Here is a 17,387-nt window from a genome sequence, read left to right as displayed (position 1 = left end):
TTAAATGAAAGGTGGAGTTATGATCGTCATTTTAAACAACGGTGGGCAGTACGTACACAGGATACAGAGAAGTTTAAAGTACCTTGATGTACCTGCAAAAATAGTTCCAAATTCAACCACTCTTGAAGAAATTGCTGCAAATCCCGAAATAAAAGGAATAATATTAAGCGGTGGCCCAGATATTACAAAAGCTACAAACTGCGAAAATATTGCATTAAATTCAGAACTTCCAGTTCTTGGAATTTGCCTCGGACACCAGTTAATTTCAAAAGCATATGGTGGAGCGGTTTCAAGAGCAGATTCAGAAGAATATGCAAGTATTAAAATTTATGTAAAAGAAGAAAACGACCTCTTCAAAGGAGTCCCCAGTGAATTTACTGCATGGGCTTCCCACATGGATGAAGTTAAAGTAACACCTGACTGCTTTGAAGTTTTAGCATACTCTGACATTTGCGGAGTAGAATCAATAAAACACAAAGAAAAATCAATTTATGGTGTTCAATTCCACCCTGAAGTGTCACACACCGAATATGGTGACATTATTTTGAAAAACTTCTGTAAAAAATGTGGATTTGAATTTAAAGAATAAATTAGTTAATTAAATAAAAAAAGTTTTATTTTTTTAAAATTATTTATCCATAATTATAGTATTGTCACTTAACAGTGCTATCTCGTCTTCTGTTAAAAGCTCTTCTTTTACCCCATCTCCGATTATTGCGCTGTGTCCAAGCGGGTCTTCAATAATTAATGTTATTTTTTCTTTTCCAAGTTTTACTTCTTCTAATTTTTCAATTAACTCATCTGCTTTTTTCCTTTCATCTTCATTTTCAACCCAAGACTTCAATGTTTTAATCGCATCTTCCATTCTTGTCAACACGCCTTCAACATTTGAAACGTATGCTTCGGATGCAGGACCAGGGGACACTTCAAATCCAAATTCAGGTATTGAAATGTGACCTGATGAACCTCTTATAACCCGTTTATTTAAATCGTATTCATCTTCAACCGTTAAGGTATATCTTTTAGGCTCTTTTACATCTACCGGGAAAATATCGCTTTTTTTGTATTTGCAAGCCTCGCATAATATGGTTGTTTCAATAACCTTTCCAAAATAAGGGATTTCGAGTTCCTGAGTGATTAATTTTAATGAATCCTCTTTTCCGCATATCGGGCAGTCCATTACATTGCATTGTTTTTCCATGTTTCTCACCTGATTTTAATATTTTTTACATTTACTCGCTTATAGGATAAAAAAATATTCTGATAAAATACGTAATAATTTTTGGCTTGATTCAAGTAAAAAATTATATATACAAAATCCGCCCAGAATAATGTTATTCATAGGAAATAATTTTTCGATCCGATTGCCTCAAAAAGTGGTAGAATGTACGATAAATTAAAAATCATAGAACGAGCTATTCTGCTCAATCCCGAAAATATAAAAGTATTTCGTGAAAAACTCAAGATAACCCAGTCCAAACTTGCTGAAGAAAGTGGGGTTAGCCAATCTCACTTGAGTATGCTTGAAAAAGGGAAAAGAGAAATTGGGGAAGCACATGCTGCCGCAATAACACTTGGAATGCTTAAATGTACTAATTTTTGGGATAAAGAAAATCCTATTTTATATTTATTAGACGTACTTTCACTCACAAAACTTGAAAGTGCTATTGTCGAATTTATCCAGGATTTAACGTCAAAAAGCGATATCTTCTGTAAAAGATATATCGAAGGACATCCTGTATACATTATAGATATAAAATATTTTACTGAAGAAATTAAAAAACGACTCAGTGTCATGGACATTGAAGAAGTTGATTTTTTTAGAGGTAGAATGAATATTAGGGGATTACACCTCGATAAAAAAACCGTACTTATACAATTAGACTGTTCAGACATTCGAAGGCTCGAAAATAAGGTATCTAAAGTACTAAATAATAAAACAGTACTTCAAATATTTCCCAAAGAGGAAGTTCCCCCAATATATTCTATAAAAAAAGACTGCATGATTGTACACTGCTGGTGATTTTCATGGTTTTATTAATTAACTACGCAGTATCTTTGGTTTCTGCAATTGTAGTTGGGGCAGTTATTGGAATGAAACTGTCATTTGATATGGATTCTTTTGAAGGATCCGTACTTTTCCCAACCCCATTTGTAGCAATTGGTTTAACTGCATTAATTGGCTATTTAATAACTTTAGACCTGGTTTCCAGTATAATAATAGGAATTTTTGCGAGTGTTTTCTCGAAATTTACAAACAAAATATTCCCTGGTGTTAATAATGATATTAATTGAAACTGGAAAAATATTGGCCGCGTTTGCAATTTGCTGGTTAAATTTTGTTATTGTTGACACCTACTTTGGACTTCCAAAAAAACCAGGAGTTCTCGGTGCCAAAGTAATCGGTAAAAAGATAGAAAATGTCGGTGGAAATATCAATGGTGGCTATTTCATGGGAAACATTGTATGTTCCCCTGATGCATCGGCAGGAACGTTAATGGCTTCAATATTTTACTACCTGATGGGCTTTGAAGGTGGATTAATTGCTGCACTTTTCATCTACATTGGAAACAGATTATGTAATGATACAGGTTGTGCAGGAACAATTGGAACAATTACTGCAACAGTATTAATTTACTTATTTAGCGGATTTATAAGCGCTGAATATTTTATTGCAGGAATGGTTCTAGCAATATTCTCAATTCAAGGCGTACATCACAGCGCTGCATCACAACTTCTCGGCAGTATTGCAAGAAAAATGGGGAGGATATAAATGGAATCTCTTGTAACCGTTACAATTGGACTTATAGGGATAATTTCCGTTATAAAAGTATTTCTGACAAAAAGCAGAGCTTTAAAACTCCCTATTATTTGTTGTATTAACTTCTGTATTGCAGCATTGATTGCACTCTACATAAAAAGCCCGATGGGTGCAATTGCAGCAGTTGTTTACTTTGCATTATCAACAGTATCCAGTAATGCGATAGCCCATACTCTTGGAGAAATCGACAAAATGGATGAATTTGAGAAGAAAAGGTGATTTTGATGGAAATACTACCTATCGTTGCTGCAGGGTGCTGTATTCTTGGAGGAATAGGTACCATCATTCATACGCACAATATTAACAAGATAATCATGTTTGCACTTCTTGAAAGCGGACTTATCGGCTTTATTGCTTCATTTTACTACCTTGATGTTGCGATTGTTTCATCCGTTTTAGAACCAATTTCTACGCTGATACTGCTTTTAGGCGTGTTAAAATATGAATACATATTAAGAACTAAGAAAAAATACAGTGCAGAAGTCCCTGTGCTTACTAAATAGGTGATAAAATGGATTTAATTACCTTGACGTTGTACGTGGGCTACTTCTTACTTATAATCGGTACAGTCGGTGCAGTTATTGGGCCATTAACAAAAGATCCATTTAAAAGATTTTTAAACATTGAAGTTCCGGCCATTGGAGTTTGTTTAATATTTCTAGCGTACAACCAGACTCTTGCACTTATGACGTTCCTCGGCGTAAATGCTATCCTTACACTTGTACTCGTGAGAGCGATTATCAAAAATGAGGAACTGGAGGAATAATATGAAAAAGCTAAACGAAGCCTGGAATTATATTTCAAAACCCAGTGCCGTCTCCAGATTGTTTGCAGGGTTTGTCTGCATAGTTTTATTCATTGGTATATTCTTACCTACGGAATTTACAAGCGACCAGCTTTATCCAAAAAATGCAATACAGGGCCAGGTTTTAAAAACACCTCTTGCACCATACGACAGGGGTGGAGTTGTATTATCGGAACCTGCAGATATTAAATCCCAGTACCCAGAATACCAAAGCATTAGAGGCCAAATTACAGCTTATTTATCCCCTGTTGCTATTGCAATAAGTGAAAATACAATGTACTTTGGTACAACAATCGTTTCAACCCCTGGGGGAATACTGGACGAAATATTATACTATACAAGAGGATTTGATACAGTTTTAGAATCACTGACTTTGCTCCTCTCGTTCACGATATTTGGATGGTTATTCCTAAATCGGAATAATAAGGTGAAATAATGGACTACGTGAGTTTATTGTTTAGTAAAACAGTTGCTGTCGGATTTATAGTTGGAATAATTTCACTTTATTCAATTTCCCGCCAAAAATCAGACCTTAACATGATATTGTTAACTGACCTTATAGAATACGGAATGCTCGTAATTATTGCAGCAATTGGATCAGACCTTGCAGAAGCACTCATACTTCCAGGATTGGTTGTAGGTATGGCAGAACTCTTGGCAGTTGCAGAAATATTTGTTTCAAGAAATGACTTAAGAAAAGAGGGTAAACCAAAAAAATCAAAGCTTTTAGAAGAGTTTATGATTAAAGAAACCCCTAAAATGGATATAAACTTTAGTAAAATGGAAGTATTGTACACCACTCCAAAATTCCTCGCAGTTATACTCGTAATTTACGGGGCAATTTTAAGTGGATTTACTGGCGGAGCAGTTATGGCCAGCGGTCTTTTGTTCTATGTACTTTCGAAAAGAGTTCTCGGTAGAAAAATACTTCCAGAAGAGTTAAAAGTATCTTGGGAAGGAATTTCAGCGTTTTCAGGAATTGCATGGGCAATTTGGATACTTGGGTTTATTGGATTCTTCTTATTCCCTTCAAAATGGCCATATTTCTTGATTATAGCCGGATTTGGACTTGCAATAAAAGTAGGTTCTAAACTCGGACTAATTGGAGAGTTATTCGAATAATTTCGACCAAAGGTGATTAAAATGCTCGTTGAATATATCGCAGGAAACTTTCACGGAATAATTCCTTTGGGAGATATCGTATTTTATGTAACAGACTTTTCGCTCATAGCATTCATTGTGGCGATGCTTTTCACAGTTATCGTGTACTTTACAAAACCAGAAAAACAACTGGAAGCCCAGGTTCATGAATTTGGTGATAAATTTAATTACGTGACAGTTGAAGAACTTAAAATAAGGAGATTTATGTCGGTAGTATGTGGTATTGCGACTGCATTTTCAATGTTAACTGGGGACTTATTCGACTTTGCACTATTTCTTGCCGTAATTGGTATCTCAAACATTGGAATTGTTGCAGCAGTTAAAAAGGAATGGGTGTTGAATGCAGCATTCCACTACGGACTTATCACGATAATTTCATCACTTCCATTATTTGGTGCCGCTGCACTGATTTTAGGAAAAACAGGAACTCTTTCCATATTTGAACTTGCAAAAAATGGTAATGAATTATTCTATCAAAAACTACTCTACGCAGTTGGAATGATTGGAGAAACAGGCGTTGCTCCGTTTTATGCAGCAAAAGCGGAAATGTTCAGGGCTCCAGGAGCTCCTTACATTCTGATGATACACCTGTCATCCCTTTTGGTTATCGTAAGGACTGTAGAAATCCTGCTTACAATATCTTAAGGTGAAAAAATGAGTCCAGAAACGAAAAGTGGCTATATAGCACTTATAATTGGAATCTTGGGATACATGGGAACAATTTACTTAAATTCTCAAAACGAAATGGTAACATACCTCTTAACCGCAGTATTTACCCCATTTTTGATATTTGGCATTGCAATGTTCCTTAATCCGAAATCAAGAAGAGAAAAAATAGGTCAAATTCCGTTCAGAGGGTGGTAATTTGAACGCAGCATTCAGTATGTTTAACGGACTTATGTATGCATTGTATGCCTTTTTAGTTGGCGGAATTTTGCTCGGATTCCACAGAAAAATTATGGCAAGAATTCAGTGTCGACCCGGGCCCCCAATTATTCAGTATTTAATCCATACATTCAAATTTTACTTTAAAGAATTAACATTCCCAATTTCAGCAGGAAATCCACTGTACGTCTTTGTAGCATTGATGGATGTCATGGTCTGGATGAGTGCATTATCAATTGCAGTTGTCTTTGAATCATCCCTACTGATATTGATCGGACTCTATATATTACAAAAAATAGTTGAACATGGCTGTGGACTGAGTAGTGGCTCCCCATATGGAAAAGTTGGTGGTGTTAGAAGTGTTTTCTCCGCTGCTGCAGAAGTTCCACTCTTTGCCGCTGCTGGAATAGTCTATACGGTAACACATTCATTGATTATTGGAGATATAATAAATTATCAGGCTGTAAATGGTCCATTAATATTCCAACTCCCAATATGTGCTTTTGCAGTATTTGTCCTTGTTCTTTCAAAAGCACCTTTCAGTCCATTTGCAATAGTGAAAGGAAAAGATATCATAAGCGGATATCTTACAGAACATTACGGACCTCTTGAAGCGATTATAATGATTGGAGACGCAATAGCATGGTTTGTATTACTATGGCTCTTTATGGCGTTGTTTTTAGGCCCATTAATCGTAGCAAGCCCAGTTTTGACGTTGCTTGGAATGTTTGTCTTAACGATAATTATTTCATTTATCTGTGCATTAACTCCACTACTTGCTCCAAATCACTCAGTAATGCTCCAAATTACAATTGCGTCACTTACGTTAATTGATCTGGCATACAGAATCATCCATTAGGTGTTATCATGAAACAGTACATCCAGTTACTTTCGATTGCAGGATTTGTGGTTTTGGGAATGATAGTACTTATTAACATGCTTCAATACCCAATAACCCCAATTTTAGGTCTTTTCGTAGTCCTTCTTGTAGGAATATTGGCATTACTTATTCAGAATAAAAAAATAACCCATTTAATAGAAACTACAGAGCATTTAATGATGCTGGCTGTATTAATTGCATTTATCTATCTTGGATATTTCGCATTTATCGCAGGGTGATTTTATGAACGAAGTTCCATTCATACTACTTTATTGTGCAATTACATTCGTTATTGGATCAATGTTGGGCCTTTCATACAGCTACAAAAAATATGCTAAACCTTACGTGGAAAAAACCCTTGACAGTACAGCACTTATTTCAGCCATTATCGGGGGACTCGCGTTTACAGTAAACGCCCCAATTTCAGTATTATTCCTTGCATTTCCACTTGGAATGAGGCCCGGATATGGACATTCCGAATTCTGTCTTGGAGTTTTAATTGCACTTATCGGCTACATTTTACTAACAATTGGAATAGTCTAGCAAAAAGGTGAAAATATGCTAGAAGAAATCGACAAAAATTACAAAAAATCAAGTTTAGAACAAAAATACAACATAATAAAGGGTAATCGTTACATAATGGAAGAAGCGATCGTTCCAATTTCAAAAGCCCTCAAAATGTCCATGGATGAAGTTGTTGATGTATTCGTAAAAACATGCGATGGAGTAGCGCTTTACGAATCCCATGCATATGTTGAACAGGCTAAAATGGGATGCCTTGGAAGAAGAGTCGACATTGACTTAGGATTATGTTGGATAGCAGATTTTTTTGGATTAATTTCTAAAAAAGATGCTGATTTAATAAGAAGAAAGGTCGTTGAAGACACAATTATCAAAAAAATACCCTACAAAGAAGCACTTGAGAACGGCAGACTCCTTACAATTAGAATCCTGAAGGGTGAGGAATAGAGTTAATTTGGAGATGATCTTGATGATTAAAGATTTTGTAAGAAAACGATCAATTAACGTCTGTCTTGTAAACACCGGTGGTTGCAACGGTTGCGATATTGAAATAGTATCATGCCTTGCCCCAAGGTACGATATTGAACAGTACGGAATTTATGTGCATAACAATCCAAGAGAAGCCGATGTTTTAGTTGTAACTGGCCCAGTAACGGGAGCTTGGGAAAAAAGACTTCTTGAAATTTACGAAAAAACTCCCGAACCAAAAATAGTTATCGCAGTTGGTGCATGCGCACTGAGTGGCGGAATATTTAAAGAAGGACATATTCATGGGCCCGTTGATAAAGTAATTCCAGTTGATGCAAAACTTCCAGGATGCCCGCCAAGACCTTCAGAAATTATATCTGCAGTTGTATCAATTGCCCCAGATGCACTTGCGGCTAAAGAAAAACTGCTTAATCAAAAATTAAAAGAAGAAAAAAATAAAGCCAAAGCATGATTGAGATGATATTATGAATGTAGTACCGATTGGACCCATTCACCCGATACTAAAAGAACCCTTGCGAATAAAACTCCTTGTTGAAGGAGAAAACGTAAAAGGTGCTGAAATAGACATGGGTTACGTTCACAGGGGTATAGAACGTATTATGGAAGGAAAACATTATTTAAAATGTATACACCTTTCAGAAAGAGTTTGCGGAATCTGTTCATATATCCACACCCAGTCTTTTGCAGAATGCATTGAAAATATGTGTGATATTGAAGTTCCTGAAAAAGCAAAATATTTAAGAGTAATTACCTGTGAACTTGAGAGAATTCACAGCCACCTGATCGCAGCAGCAGTTTACAATCTTACAATTGAACATGAAACTCTTGGAATATGGATGTTAAATGTAAGGGAATCTATCATGGATTTACTCGAATTAATTACAGGAAATAGGGTAAACATGGGATTTAACGTTGTTGGTGGAGTGAGACTCGATTTAAACAAGGAAATTTTAGATAAAATTCACAAAAAAATTGATGAATTTGAAGAAGATGTTAAAAATATAATTGAAGTATTCGAAACCGGCCCATTAATTGGAATGAGAAGTAAACATATTGGAAAAATTGGCTACAAAGAAATCATGAAAACACGTGCAGCAGGACCTGTTGCAAGAGCTTCAGGAATTCCTGAAAGTGACTGGAGACTAAGGCATGAAACTTACAAAGCACTGAATTTCAAACCCGATTGGAGAAATGAAGGGGACAACTACGCGCGAATGATGGTAAGACATGATGAAGTTCTCACGAGTGTCGAACTTATAAGAAGAGCACTTGAACACTATGCGGAATCTTCAGGAATCGTTAGAAATAAGGCTGAAATTAGAGCTACTGAAGGAGAATGGTATAACGAAGCTCACAGGGGCGAAGTTTACTATAAAATTGCAATTACCGATGGCGGACTCATAAAAAGAATTATTATAAGAACTCCAACTGTAATGAACCTTGAAGCTTATAAATACATGATAAAAGACTGCCCAACAATTGCGGATGCAGTTGCAACATATACCTCAATAGACCCTTGTGTATCATGTACTGAAAGAACTATCCAATTAAAAGACTTAAATACTGGAAAACTTAGCGACTACAAAATCTAATAAATAAACCTGATTGCAGGTGATACTTATGTCATCATCCATTTGGTACCTTTACGAGTTCGTAAGAAAAAAATGGTTTATGAGATTTACGAACGCCAAATCTGAAAAAGAAAGTTTTATTCCACCAGAAAGATTTAGAAAAATTCCGGTAATTTTTGATTTACCCGAGAAATGTATAAGTTGCAGTGCATGTAAAGAATCCTGCCCTTCTGATGCAATTTCAATGGAATTTAACGAAGAATTTAAAAAAGAAATGCCCGTATTTGATGCAGGTTCATGTATAAACTGTGGAAACTGCGTTGAATCTTGCCCAACAAATGTTTTAGAGATGGGAACCCTTCGAAAAGAAGCAAAAGAACTTTTGTGGAATGTTCCAAAAATCATCAACTTATTAATTGATGAGGAAATCTGCGTAAGCTGTGGAACTTGTGAAAATGCGTGCCCAGTTGATGCAATTTCTCACAACAATACTGGACTCTATGAAATAGACGTTAACATTTGTGTAAGCTGTAAAAATTGCCTTAAAGTATGCCCTGTGGAAAATGCAATTGTTACATACGATGAACCGGGACTTTCTGAAAAAATAGAAATTGCACAAAATACTAAATTTGACCGGGAAAGACTTGGAAGTGATTTTAAAGAAGAAAGCGACGTAATAGCCGAAATTCCTAGGATCGTTCCAAGTTTATGTATTGGTTGCGGAAACTGTGTTGATGTTTGTCCTGGTTCAATAGACCTTGAAAGACTTAAAGTTACATCCTGCATAAAATCCGGAAAATGTCTTGAAGTGTGTCCAACAACCGCGATAAGGATCGGAGTTCCTGAAAAAATTACGAAAAGAACTGCTGAGTGCTACATTGTTGATGAAGAAAAATGTATCGGCTGTAGAATTTGTTATAGGGCATGTAATGTTCCTGAAGCAATTTTAATATCTAAAGAAACCAATTTACCGTACATTAATCCGGAATACTGTGTAAGATGCGGATTATGTCAAAATGCATGTCCTGTTGATGCAATTGATTATCTTAAAACAGAAACATCTGAAGATTTGTACTCTAAACGAAAAATAAGAGACGAATTTGAAAGTATCCTGCACAGCGACCTTGAAGAATTCACCAAAAATTATGTATTGTTAAAAGAAGAAGTTAAAAATCTTGGAAAACAGTCGATTTCAGAGGAAAATATTGGTGAAAAGAGGAAGGATGATTGATATGGTATCGAAAATTCTTAAAAAATATTTTGATAATTTGGATATCAAATTTGAACTTGACAGCCAGTACATCAGTAACAAAATCGAGATAAATCCAGAACTCTGCATATTGTGCAATAGATGCCTTGAAGTGTGTCCGGTAACTGCAATCAGCTCGAACTTTCCAGAAGTTCCAGATATTGATAATAAATGTGTCTACTGCAACACATGCGTTGAAACATGTCCTGTTGATGCGATAAAAATTACTAAAACTAGAGTAAGGGTAGAACAGGGCAATTTAATAATTGAAAATCGATTAAAAAGTAAAAAATTAGACTATAATCGAAAAAAATGTGTAATGTGTTTAGTATGTACTAAAAACTGTCCGTTTGGAGCAATATCTGAATCTGATGATAATATTTCTTTCGATATGGATAAATGCGTACTCTGCGGACATTGCGAAGAGATATGCCCTGCAAAAGCGATTAAACTTGAATAATACCTAAAAAGGTGTTTTAGATGATAACCGTAAAAAAACCAGTCCAAAAAATCATCTCAGATATTTCAAAAAATCTTGGAATTGATGAAAAATTTGTAAAAGAAAAATTAAAGGATTTAATGGTGCCTGTTGAAAGGAATTTATACGTAGAATCCAACAAATGTATTAGATGCGAGCTTTGCTACGAAGTTTGTCCTGTTGATGCGATAAAAGAACCAAGCGTTAAAAGCCCTGCTGAAATAATCCCTGAAAAATGTGTAAAATGTGAAATATGTGCCAAAACATGTCCCGTTGGTGCAATCAATGTATTAGAAGGTCGTGCAAAATTAGAAGAGGATACCGTAGTTTACGAATTAAAAGAAATTGACGTAACCCATAGAAAAATAAGGTTGGTAAAACACGAACTCGATGAAGAATCATGCATAAAATGCGGAATTTGCGAAAGATTCTGTCCAACTTCTGCAATAACCGTTGAAAAAAGAAACAGCATTGACATAAATCTAGACCTCTGCATGGGGTGTACTGCTTGCGAAAAAGTATGTCCAAAATCGGCGATAAAAGTTGAAAACGAAATGGGCGAAATAACGGCTGAAAATGAAATATCTTTAAATAATGACACCTGCATTAACTGTATGGTATGCAGTGAAATATGTCCCGTTGGTGCGATAGTTTACGAGGATGGATTAATGAAATTGGATGATAAAATGTGCATATTCTGCGGAAAATGTGAGAAAAATTGTCCTGTAACTGCGATAGCGATTAAACAAAAAGATATGTAGTCGGGGAGGGGTAATATGAAAGTAAAAAGCTTGATGGATAAAAAATTTATTAAAATATATCCTGATTTTACTGTACAGACCGTTATTGACTTAATGTATAAAAATAAGAAATTCAGTACACCAATTATTGATAATGACGGCAAAATGGTTGGTTGGACAACTGCCATTGATTTAATGATCGTTTCTGATAAAAATATTCCAATAAAAGACATTATGAGTCCCATTGAAGACGTAATCGTTGTAAATAAAAACGAACCTGCAAGAGAAGCCGTTACCAAAATTGTAGAATACAAAGTCATAAGCATTCCTGTTTTAAACGATGATGGCCAGGTTGTTGGAATAGTTAGAAACTGCGATATTACAAAAACTCTTTCCAAATTATACGATATTCCCGTACACAGCATCTTTAAATCATTAATGGGTGAATTGAAAGGAATTTCATGGGAAGAATTAATGAATGCCGCCGCAATTGTTACAAAACAGACTACCGGAGAAAAAATTACAGGTGAAGAATACGAAAGAAGAATAAAAGGTTCTACATTCGGACAGGCAATATGGGCTTGCGGAGGACTTGAAAAATTCTTTACAGGACTCATAAAAATCGGTGAAGTTGCACTTGCAAGAAAAGTAAGCTGTAAAAATGTCATAAAAAAATAATCAATAATCGGGTGTCTGAATGTCTAATCTTATAAATATTCCTAAATACAGTAGGAAAATTGATTTCTGGACTTTCCTTGAAAAAGCATTTGAAAAAAATGTTAAAATCGACCTTGGACACTTTAAAATCATCTGCATGTTTCTTGATGTTATGGATATCTACGAAAGTTTGAGTAAAGATACATCTAAAAAAGAAGCGAGGAAAACGCTTGAAAAGGAAGGAATCTTTTCTAAAAATTCAGAATACATTTCAGGAGAATATTTAAAAAAACATATTGATAGAGACAGCAGGGTTGCAGTTCACAACAGAATCAATGATTTAAGAAAACTGGAATTTACTATTGAAACCAAGCCTGGGCCGCTTGGAGGATATAAATTATTAGAAACCCCGGACTGGTTTTTAAACGAAGAATAAAATAGAAAAAATATTAACTTTCTTTTTTGGACATGATTTTTACAATGTCAGAATCGAGATCCCCCATTACTTTACTGATCTCTGAAATATTTTCAATGCATTCTTTAAAATCTTTACCAACAATCCCATTTTCATAAGATATATCCAAAAAAAGAGAAGAATGCGCTGCAAAGCATCCTGATGCAAGCTTTAATGCACATCCCACTTTTCCGCCGTCACATATTATTCCGGGCAAATTTGCAGTAAATGTTCTTGCTGCACTATCAAGTTTTTTAAGGTTTTTACCGTTTTTATAGTAGCAGAGTCCAATTACTGCCCCCATTCCACCTTTACTTACACAGCCACACATCGATGAAAGATAAGACGATTTATATGTTGCATAAATTGTTACAAGAACTGAAAGAAGGATAGATTTTATTAATTTTTCCTGATTTTGTTCGTTTGAACAATCATAAGCAATTATTGGAAGTGTCGCCATTATGCCCATATTACCACTTTTTGCAACACTCATTGCAGGCATATTTTCACCAATCATTCGGGTGTTGCATGCAGAAGTTGTTTTATTTACCATATTTGACAGACAATCGTTTCCATAATTTAAAAAATCGCCTTTGATTAAATTATTATTTGTATAAATTGTTTTTTCAATCAATTGAATAATTTCTTCTGGAATTTCATCAAGATAGTCTAAAAAATCTAACAGTTCAAGATTTTTGTATTTTTCTTTTTCAGAACCAGTTATCTCAGAATTCATAGGTTCATTGTTAATTTTTGGAATTAAAACGTTTAAATGATTGTCTTTAATTAACGATTCAAAAGTATTCCCAGAATTATCTTTAAGTTTTACAGCACAATAAAGTGGGCCATTAGTTACGCTTATTTTAAGTCGTTCTTTAATAAAATCCTCTAACTTTTGGCTGTAATTTATACCATTAAAAACCAATAGTTTGTTTTTATAATTTCCCAAAAGTCCGCCAACAACTGCAGGCAATATTCCATATTTTTTAGTATTTGGAACTCCGACAGCGTATACGTTTTTAAAAGAGCCGTTATTTAGTGTAAGTTCGATTTTATCAATTGAAAATGGGTCTGAAATATTACATAGTGAAACTGCATAACCAATCAATCCGACTTCAGTACAGCCTAAAGCTTCTGTTACTTCGTTTTTTAATATTTTTGTAATTAAAATACGTTTAAAATCATCCATAATACCAACTAAATCTTTAGAAAAAATAAAAAATAATATTTTAAAAAAATTAATTTAATCAAAAATCTTTTTTATGTATGGCTCAAAAGGCACTATCTCATCTTTTGTTCTCGGACTTATTGAAGCTACTTTTAAAATTTTATTTTCTGAATCCAGATCAATTGTAAGGGTTCCAGGAGTCAAAGTAATGCTCGATGCAAGCAAAACCTGGCCCATTAAACTGTTTATATCCGTGTTTATTTCAATAACTTCTGGATCGATTTTGCCGTCAAAACTTCTTTTAACTACATCAATCCATGCTTCGGCTAAAGCCTTTAAAAAAACGATTGAATACCCGAAAAATCCAAAAAGCTTCATTTATAACACCTTTGTCCATAGAGGAACAATTCTTAATTATCAATAATGATAAATAGCTATATATAATTATCGTAACTATAAAAATATTGAAAATAAGGCTTATTGTTTTAAATATCTGAAAACAAAACACGATTTACTTTTAGAGTTTATGGTGTCCTAATTCTAATCCAAAATAGTTATTAAGGGTGATAAGAATGAACGAAGAACTTCAAAATCAATTTATGGCACTTGACGTTTACAACCAACAGGTTGATAAACTTAAAGAAGAACTTTCAAACATTGATATGATGATAATGGAACTTTTGAGATCCATTGAATCCATGGAAAGTATGAAAACATCCAAAGAAATTTTATTACCTCTAGGTGCTGGTGCATTTGTAAAAGCAGAAGCTCAAAACCCTGAAAAAATCGTTCTTTCAGTCGGAGTAGACGTTTTACTTGAAAAGAATGTAGATGATGTAATAATAGATTTCCAAAAAAGTATTGAAGAACTCGAAAAAACAAAAGAACTCGTAAATTCTCAAATCCAAAAAACAAGTCAGGAAATTGTAAAATTAAGATCTGAACTTGAAAAAAGAGCTGCTGCAATTGAACAGAGAAGCGCTCAAATGAATCCTAAAACAAACTAATTTTGACTAATTTTTAACTTTTAAATTAAATTTTAAAATACATATTAAAATAATCTATTCAAAAAAGTTACATTTCAAACATTACAATATATTTGAATTTATCAATATATATGCCTAAAATAAAAATGGTGGACCTAGCCGGATTCGAACCGGCGACCCTCGCCTTGTAAGGGCGATGTCATAGCCAACTAGACCATAGGTCCTTTTTGCTTCTCTTGGCTCTCGTTCTGAGAGCAAAATAAACATTGCATTCATAATATATAAATTTTTCGGTAAGCTTTGAAAACATTGGATTTGTGGTAGAATGGAAGACGAAATAAAATCATTTGAAAAAGATAGAAAGTTGATAATTGAAGACTCGAAAAATTCAAAAAATAACATTTTTGAAGTTCAAAAACTCATTGAAGCATTGAAAGATGAAAAAAACCTAAAAAACATTGTTGTAGACTTTACCGAATATAATCCACTCCATAACGGGCACAAATACTGCATGGATTTTGGAAAAAGTGAAGGTTTGTTTATAAGTGTTATTCCAGGACCCCTTGAAAGAAGTGGACGGGGAATTCCATATTTAGTTAATCGACATATTCGTGCAGAAATGGCACTGCTTGCTGGAGCAGATTTAGTAGTTGAAGGCCCCCCAATGGGAATTATGGGTTCAGGTCAATACATGCAGTGTTTGATAAAGATTTTTTCTGCATTAAATGGAGATATTATTCCAAGAGGATATATTGAAGAAGAAACGATGGAACGGGTAATTAATTCAATAAATAATGGGCATCACATCAAAATAAAACCATATAATATCTCGTGTATTGAAACTTGCGAAAAACTTGGAGAAAAATTGGAAATTGATAACTATGTTATTGCTTCAATGTCCTACACGATGTACCGTTTAAAAGAAAATTTCCCAAAATGGAACCCTAAATTCAAATTTATCGAAAGAATTGAAGGTATAAGTGGAACAAAAATACGAGAAGGAGTTTTTAACAATAATTTTGAATCCATAAAACACATGCTTCCAAAAACCACGATTGATGTCTTTAAATCTTTTGGAGATAATTTATCAGAAATTATTCTAAAAAGAAACGAACAGATGGTCCTTGATACCGTGAATAACTTTGATTTGAGCAGATATCTGCCAGAAAATATTTCAGAAAAATTAAATGAAAAAGAATATTACGAATCGATTGAAGAAATAAAAGAATGTATCCCAAGAGGTTTTTCAAAAAATAACATTGAAAGGACAATCTCAAAATTAGAAGCGAGAATAGAAAAGGAAACTATCTCAAAATACATTGAAAATTATCCGGCAAATTTAAGAATTTTAAACGGGATAAATAATCATGAATAAAGGGGGTCGATACTTTTGCAAAAACAAAGATTTTGCCTTGATACAACTGCAATTACTGATAGTGACGTTAGAAAATCGTTAGGTGTTTCAAATATTTCAGAATCTGCAGAAAAAATAATGGATATTATCGCACAGGCACGGGTACAGCTCGATATTTCATGCCATATTCCTTATGATACTGTTTATAAAGAACTTGTTGGTTTTTTAACTCGTGAAGGGTGTGCCCCTGAAACATTGATAAAAGTAGACACGTGGCTTGTCAAAAAAACCCCAAACAGGTACGAAATAAAAATTCCTGCCGAAATATTTTATGAATATGTAAAAGATTTAAGGGAAAGAATAAATAAAGGGATGAGAATAAGTGAAAACGCAATGTATGAAACAGCCTTGGAAGCATACATACTCTCAAAACCTGACGAAAAAGATAGGGAAGACGTGTTAAACGAAGTCCTGTCAAAAACAGTTAATAGTTTTAGGGTCAAATACCGAAATGCACTTCGAGGAGGTACACTTGACAGTGCCCCTGACTTAGATGTTCTTTTGTTAGCAAAAGAGCTCGATGCAGCAGTTGTTGCAAACGATGAAGGTATTGAAAAATGGGCTCAAAGACTCGGGCTTAGATTCGTCAACGCAAGAGATTTTCCATTCATACTTCAAGAATATCTTGATTTATGGGATAAAAAGTAAATTAGAATATTTTATAATTCTAAAACTTAAAACTACTAAAACACGGTGAGAAACATGGTACTCTTGATTATTAGAGGCGACAGCTACGAAAAAATAAAAAACGCAATAGCTGATGTTCACAGGCATGCTAAATTAACAATACTTGGAAAACCAAGAATAATGGTTCCAGAAGCTGCAGATGAAATTCTTGAACATATTGTTGGAAACATTAAAAAACCATGCAAAAAAGCTTGCCTTGTCAGGATTGAGGAAAATGCACCAAGAGCAATCGATAGGATTAGAAAAATTCACCCTCCTGCACATATCGTAATTGTTAGCGAGAGGCATGAACCTTACTTTTATCTTTTAGAGGACCTTCCAAAAATGCCGCTTTTGAAAGGGTACTACAAAAGTAAAAGTCTTGATTCAGATGATGAAATTGAAGAATCACATTAATCTAAATTAAATTATTTTAAAAAT

Annotated in this window: 29 protein-coding genes and 1 tRNA gene; 26 read left to right on the top strand and 4 right to left on the bottom strand. The window is 34.3% G+C overall.

Translation table 11 applies throughout. The annotated features are described in order from the left end of the window. Window positions 1-19: 19 nt before the first annotated feature. On the top strand, window positions 20-589 hold the full coding sequence (locus MMJJ_RS06925) for a GMP synthase subunit A (RefSeq protein ID WP_104838219.1): 570 nt from the start codon (window positions 20-22) through the stop codon (window positions 587-589). Between the two features lie 39 nt (window positions 590-628). Here MMJJ_RS06925 and MMJJ_RS06920 read toward each other — a convergent pair whose 3' ends face one another. Beyond that, complete coding sequence (locus MMJJ_RS06920; RefSeq protein WP_104838218.1) at window positions 629-1,201, bottom strand: ZPR1 zinc finger domain-containing protein; 573 nt, start codon at window positions 1,199-1,201, stop codon at window positions 629-631. A 183-nt stretch (window positions 1,202-1,384) separates the two neighbouring features. Between MMJJ_RS06920 and MMJJ_RS06915 the strand changes: the two genes are divergently transcribed. From MMJJ_RS06915 to MMJJ_RS06815, 21 genes are read left to right on the top strand one after another with little or no spacing between them, the layout of a single operon-like run. Then, on the top strand, window positions 1,385-2,023 hold the full coding sequence (locus MMJJ_RS06915; RefSeq protein ID WP_104838217.1) for a helix-turn-helix domain-containing protein: 639 nt from the start codon (window positions 1,385-1,387) through the stop codon (window positions 2,021-2,023). 5 nt (window positions 2,024-2,028) lie between these two features. Further along, complete coding sequence (ehaA, locus tag MMJJ_RS06910) at window positions 2,029-2,295, top strand: energy-converting NiFe hydrogenase A subunit EhaA (RefSeq protein ID WP_104838216.1); 267 nt, start codon at window positions 2,029-2,031, stop codon at window positions 2,293-2,295. After that, a complete protein-coding gene (locus tag MMJJ_RS06905; RefSeq protein ID WP_104838215.1) occupies window positions 2,282-2,773 on the top strand; it encodes a hypothetical protein in 492 nt (163 codons plus the stop codon). The genes ehaA and MMJJ_RS06905 overlap by 14 nt, the downstream gene beginning before the upstream one ends. Next, complete coding sequence (locus MMJJ_RS06900; protein ID WP_013999785.1) at window positions 2,774-3,040, top strand: DUF2109 domain-containing protein; 267 nt, start codon at window positions 2,774-2,776, stop codon at window positions 3,038-3,040. Between the two features lie 5 nt (window positions 3,041-3,045). Then, entirely contained in the window at window positions 3,046-3,324 is a 279-nt protein-coding gene (locus MMJJ_RS06895) for an EhaD family protein (protein ID WP_011171395.1), read from the top strand. An 8-nt stretch (window positions 3,325-3,332) separates the two neighbouring features. Further along, on the top strand, window positions 3,333-3,587 hold the full coding sequence (locus MMJJ_RS06890) for an EhaE family protein (RefSeq protein ID WP_104838214.1): 255 nt from the start codon (window positions 3,333-3,335) through the stop codon (window positions 3,585-3,587). A 1-nt stretch (window position 3,588) separates the two neighbouring features. Then, window positions 3,589-4,062 carry an EhaF family protein gene (locus tag MMJJ_RS06885; protein ID WP_104838213.1) on the top strand — a complete coding sequence of 158 codons (474 nt, stop codon included), beginning with the start codon at window positions 3,589-3,591 and terminating at the stop codon, window positions 4,060-4,062. Continuing rightward, window positions 4,062-4,748 carry an EhaG family protein gene (locus MMJJ_RS06880; protein WP_013999786.1) on the top strand — a complete coding sequence of 229 codons (687 nt, stop codon included), beginning with the start codon at window positions 4,062-4,064 and terminating at the stop codon, window positions 4,746-4,748. Before MMJJ_RS06885 ends, MMJJ_RS06880 begins: the two co-directional genes overlap by 1 nt. 21 nt (window positions 4,749-4,769) lie before the next feature. Beyond that, a complete protein-coding gene (locus MMJJ_RS06875; RefSeq protein WP_104838212.1) occupies window positions 4,770-5,432 on the top strand; it encodes a proton-conducting transporter transmembrane domain-containing protein in 663 nt (220 codons plus the stop codon). Window positions 5,433-5,441: 9 nt separating this feature from the next. Continuing rightward, entirely contained in the window at window positions 5,442-5,651 is a 210-nt protein-coding gene (locus tag MMJJ_RS06870; protein ID WP_013999787.1) for a hypothetical protein, read from the top strand. Between the two features lie 19 nt (window positions 5,652-5,670). Beyond that, a complete protein-coding gene (locus MMJJ_RS06865; RefSeq protein WP_104838592.1) occupies window positions 5,671-6,531 on the top strand; it encodes a respiratory chain complex I subunit 1 family protein in 861 nt (286 codons plus the stop codon). A gap of 8 nt (window positions 6,532-6,539) precedes the next feature. Continuing rightward, window positions 6,540-6,791 carry a hypothetical protein gene (locus tag MMJJ_RS06860; protein ID WP_011171402.1) on the top strand — a complete coding sequence of 84 codons (252 nt, stop codon included), beginning with the start codon at window positions 6,540-6,542 and terminating at the stop codon, window positions 6,789-6,791. A gap of 4 nt (window positions 6,792-6,795) precedes the next feature. Continuing rightward, window positions 6,796-7,095, top strand: coding sequence for a DUF2104 domain-containing protein (locus tag MMJJ_RS06855; protein WP_011171403.1), 300 nt, complete (start codon window positions 6,796-6,798; stop codon window positions 7,093-7,095). A gap of 15 nt (window positions 7,096-7,110) precedes the next feature. Then, window positions 7,111-7,521 carry a DUF1959 domain-containing protein gene (locus MMJJ_RS06850; protein ID WP_104838211.1) on the top strand — a complete coding sequence of 137 codons (411 nt, stop codon included), beginning with the start codon at window positions 7,111-7,113 and terminating at the stop codon, window positions 7,519-7,521. 22 nt (window positions 7,522-7,543) lie between these two features. After that, window positions 7,544-8,014: an NADH-quinone oxidoreductase subunit B family protein gene (locus MMJJ_RS06845; protein WP_104838210.1), complete on the top strand. Its 471-nt coding sequence runs from the start codon at window positions 7,544-7,546 to the stop codon at window positions 8,012-8,014. A gap of 13 nt (window positions 8,015-8,027) precedes the next feature. After that, the gene (locus MMJJ_RS06840; RefSeq protein WP_104838209.1) at window positions 8,028-9,155 is read left to right on the top strand and encodes a hydrogenase large subunit; all 1,128 of its coding nucleotides are present in this window, start codon (window positions 8,028-8,030) and stop codon (window positions 9,153-9,155) included. Between the two features lie 28 nt (window positions 9,156-9,183). Further along, complete coding sequence (locus tag MMJJ_RS06835) at window positions 9,184-10,365, top strand: 4Fe-4S binding protein (protein ID WP_104838208.1); 1,182 nt, start codon at window positions 9,184-9,186, stop codon at window positions 10,363-10,365. After that, window positions 10,358-10,843, top strand: coding sequence for a 4Fe-4S binding protein (locus MMJJ_RS06830; RefSeq protein ID WP_104838207.1), 486 nt, complete (start codon window positions 10,358-10,360; stop codon window positions 10,841-10,843). The genes MMJJ_RS06835 and MMJJ_RS06830 overlap by 8 nt, the downstream gene beginning before the upstream one ends. Window positions 10,844-10,863: 20 nt before the next feature. Next, entirely contained in the window at window positions 10,864-11,622 is a 759-nt protein-coding gene (locus tag MMJJ_RS06825; protein ID WP_104838206.1) for a 4Fe-4S binding protein, read from the top strand. Window positions 11,623-11,637: 15 nt separating this feature from the next. After that, the gene (locus MMJJ_RS06820) at window positions 11,638-12,279 is read left to right on the top strand and encodes a CBS domain-containing protein (RefSeq protein ID WP_104838205.1); all 642 of its coding nucleotides are present in this window, start codon (window positions 11,638-11,640) and stop codon (window positions 12,277-12,279) included. 19 nt (window positions 12,280-12,298) lie between these two features. Continuing rightward, window positions 12,299-12,694 (top strand): HTH domain-containing protein, encoded by a 396-nt coding sequence (locus MMJJ_RS06815; RefSeq protein WP_104838204.1) that lies wholly within the window; start codon window positions 12,299-12,301, stop codon window positions 12,692-12,694. Window positions 12,695-12,707: 13 nt separating this feature from the next. Here MMJJ_RS06815 and MMJJ_RS06810 read toward each other — a convergent pair whose 3' ends face one another. Beyond that, the gene (locus MMJJ_RS06810; protein WP_104838203.1) at window positions 12,708-13,901 is read right to left on the bottom strand and encodes an L-serine ammonia-lyase, iron-sulfur-dependent, subunit alpha; all 1,194 of its coding nucleotides are present in this window, start codon (window positions 13,899-13,901) and stop codon (window positions 12,708-12,710) included. Between the two features lie 54 nt (window positions 13,902-13,955). Continuing rightward, window positions 13,956-14,258 carry a monovalent cation/H+ antiporter subunit E gene (locus MMJJ_RS06805; RefSeq protein ID WP_011171413.1) on the bottom strand — a complete coding sequence of 101 codons (303 nt, stop codon included), beginning with the start codon at window positions 14,256-14,258 and terminating at the stop codon, window positions 13,956-13,958. A gap of 194 nt (window positions 14,259-14,452) precedes the next feature. Here MMJJ_RS06805 and pfdA point away from each other — a divergent pair, with 194 nt between their 5' ends. Next, window positions 14,453-14,887, top strand: a complete 435-nt coding sequence (pfdA, locus tag MMJJ_RS06800) for a prefoldin subunit alpha (protein ID WP_104838202.1) — start codon at window positions 14,453-14,455, stop codon at window positions 14,885-14,887. Between the two features lie 126 nt (window positions 14,888-15,013). Here the strand turns inward: pfdA and MMJJ_RS06795 are convergent. Beyond that, window positions 15,014-15,090, bottom strand: a tRNA-Val gene (locus MMJJ_RS06795). Window positions 15,091-15,191: 101 nt separating this feature from the next. On the opposite strand from MMJJ_RS06795, the gene MMJJ_RS06790 reads away from it, so the two are divergent. Genes MMJJ_RS06790 through MMJJ_RS06780 form a run of 3 tightly spaced genes read left to right on the top strand, consistent with a single transcriptional unit; the run spans window position 15,192 to window position 17,363 of the window. Further along, window positions 15,192-16,241: a nucleotidyltransferase family protein gene (locus tag MMJJ_RS06790; protein WP_104838201.1), complete on the top strand. Its 1,050-nt coding sequence runs from the start codon at window positions 15,192-15,194 to the stop codon at window positions 16,239-16,241. A 15-nt stretch (window positions 16,242-16,256) separates the two neighbouring features. Next, window positions 16,257-16,928, top strand: a complete 672-nt coding sequence (locus MMJJ_RS06785; RefSeq protein WP_104838200.1) for an RNA ligase partner protein — start codon at window positions 16,257-16,259, stop codon at window positions 16,926-16,928. Window positions 16,929-16,982: 54 nt separating this feature from the next. Then, entirely contained in the window at window positions 16,983-17,363 is a 381-nt protein-coding gene (locus tag MMJJ_RS06780) for a DUF356 domain-containing protein (protein WP_104838199.1), read from the top strand. Window positions 17,364-17,387: the final 24 nt, after the last annotated feature.

This window comes from Methanococcus maripaludis (assembly GCF_002945325.1).
Lineage (GTDB): Archaea > AGJL01 > Methanococci > Methanococcales > Methanococcaceae > Methanococcus > Methanococcus maripaludis.
Note: the sequence above shows the minus strand (reverse complement) of the source record. Positions and strands in the feature narration are given on the sequence as shown.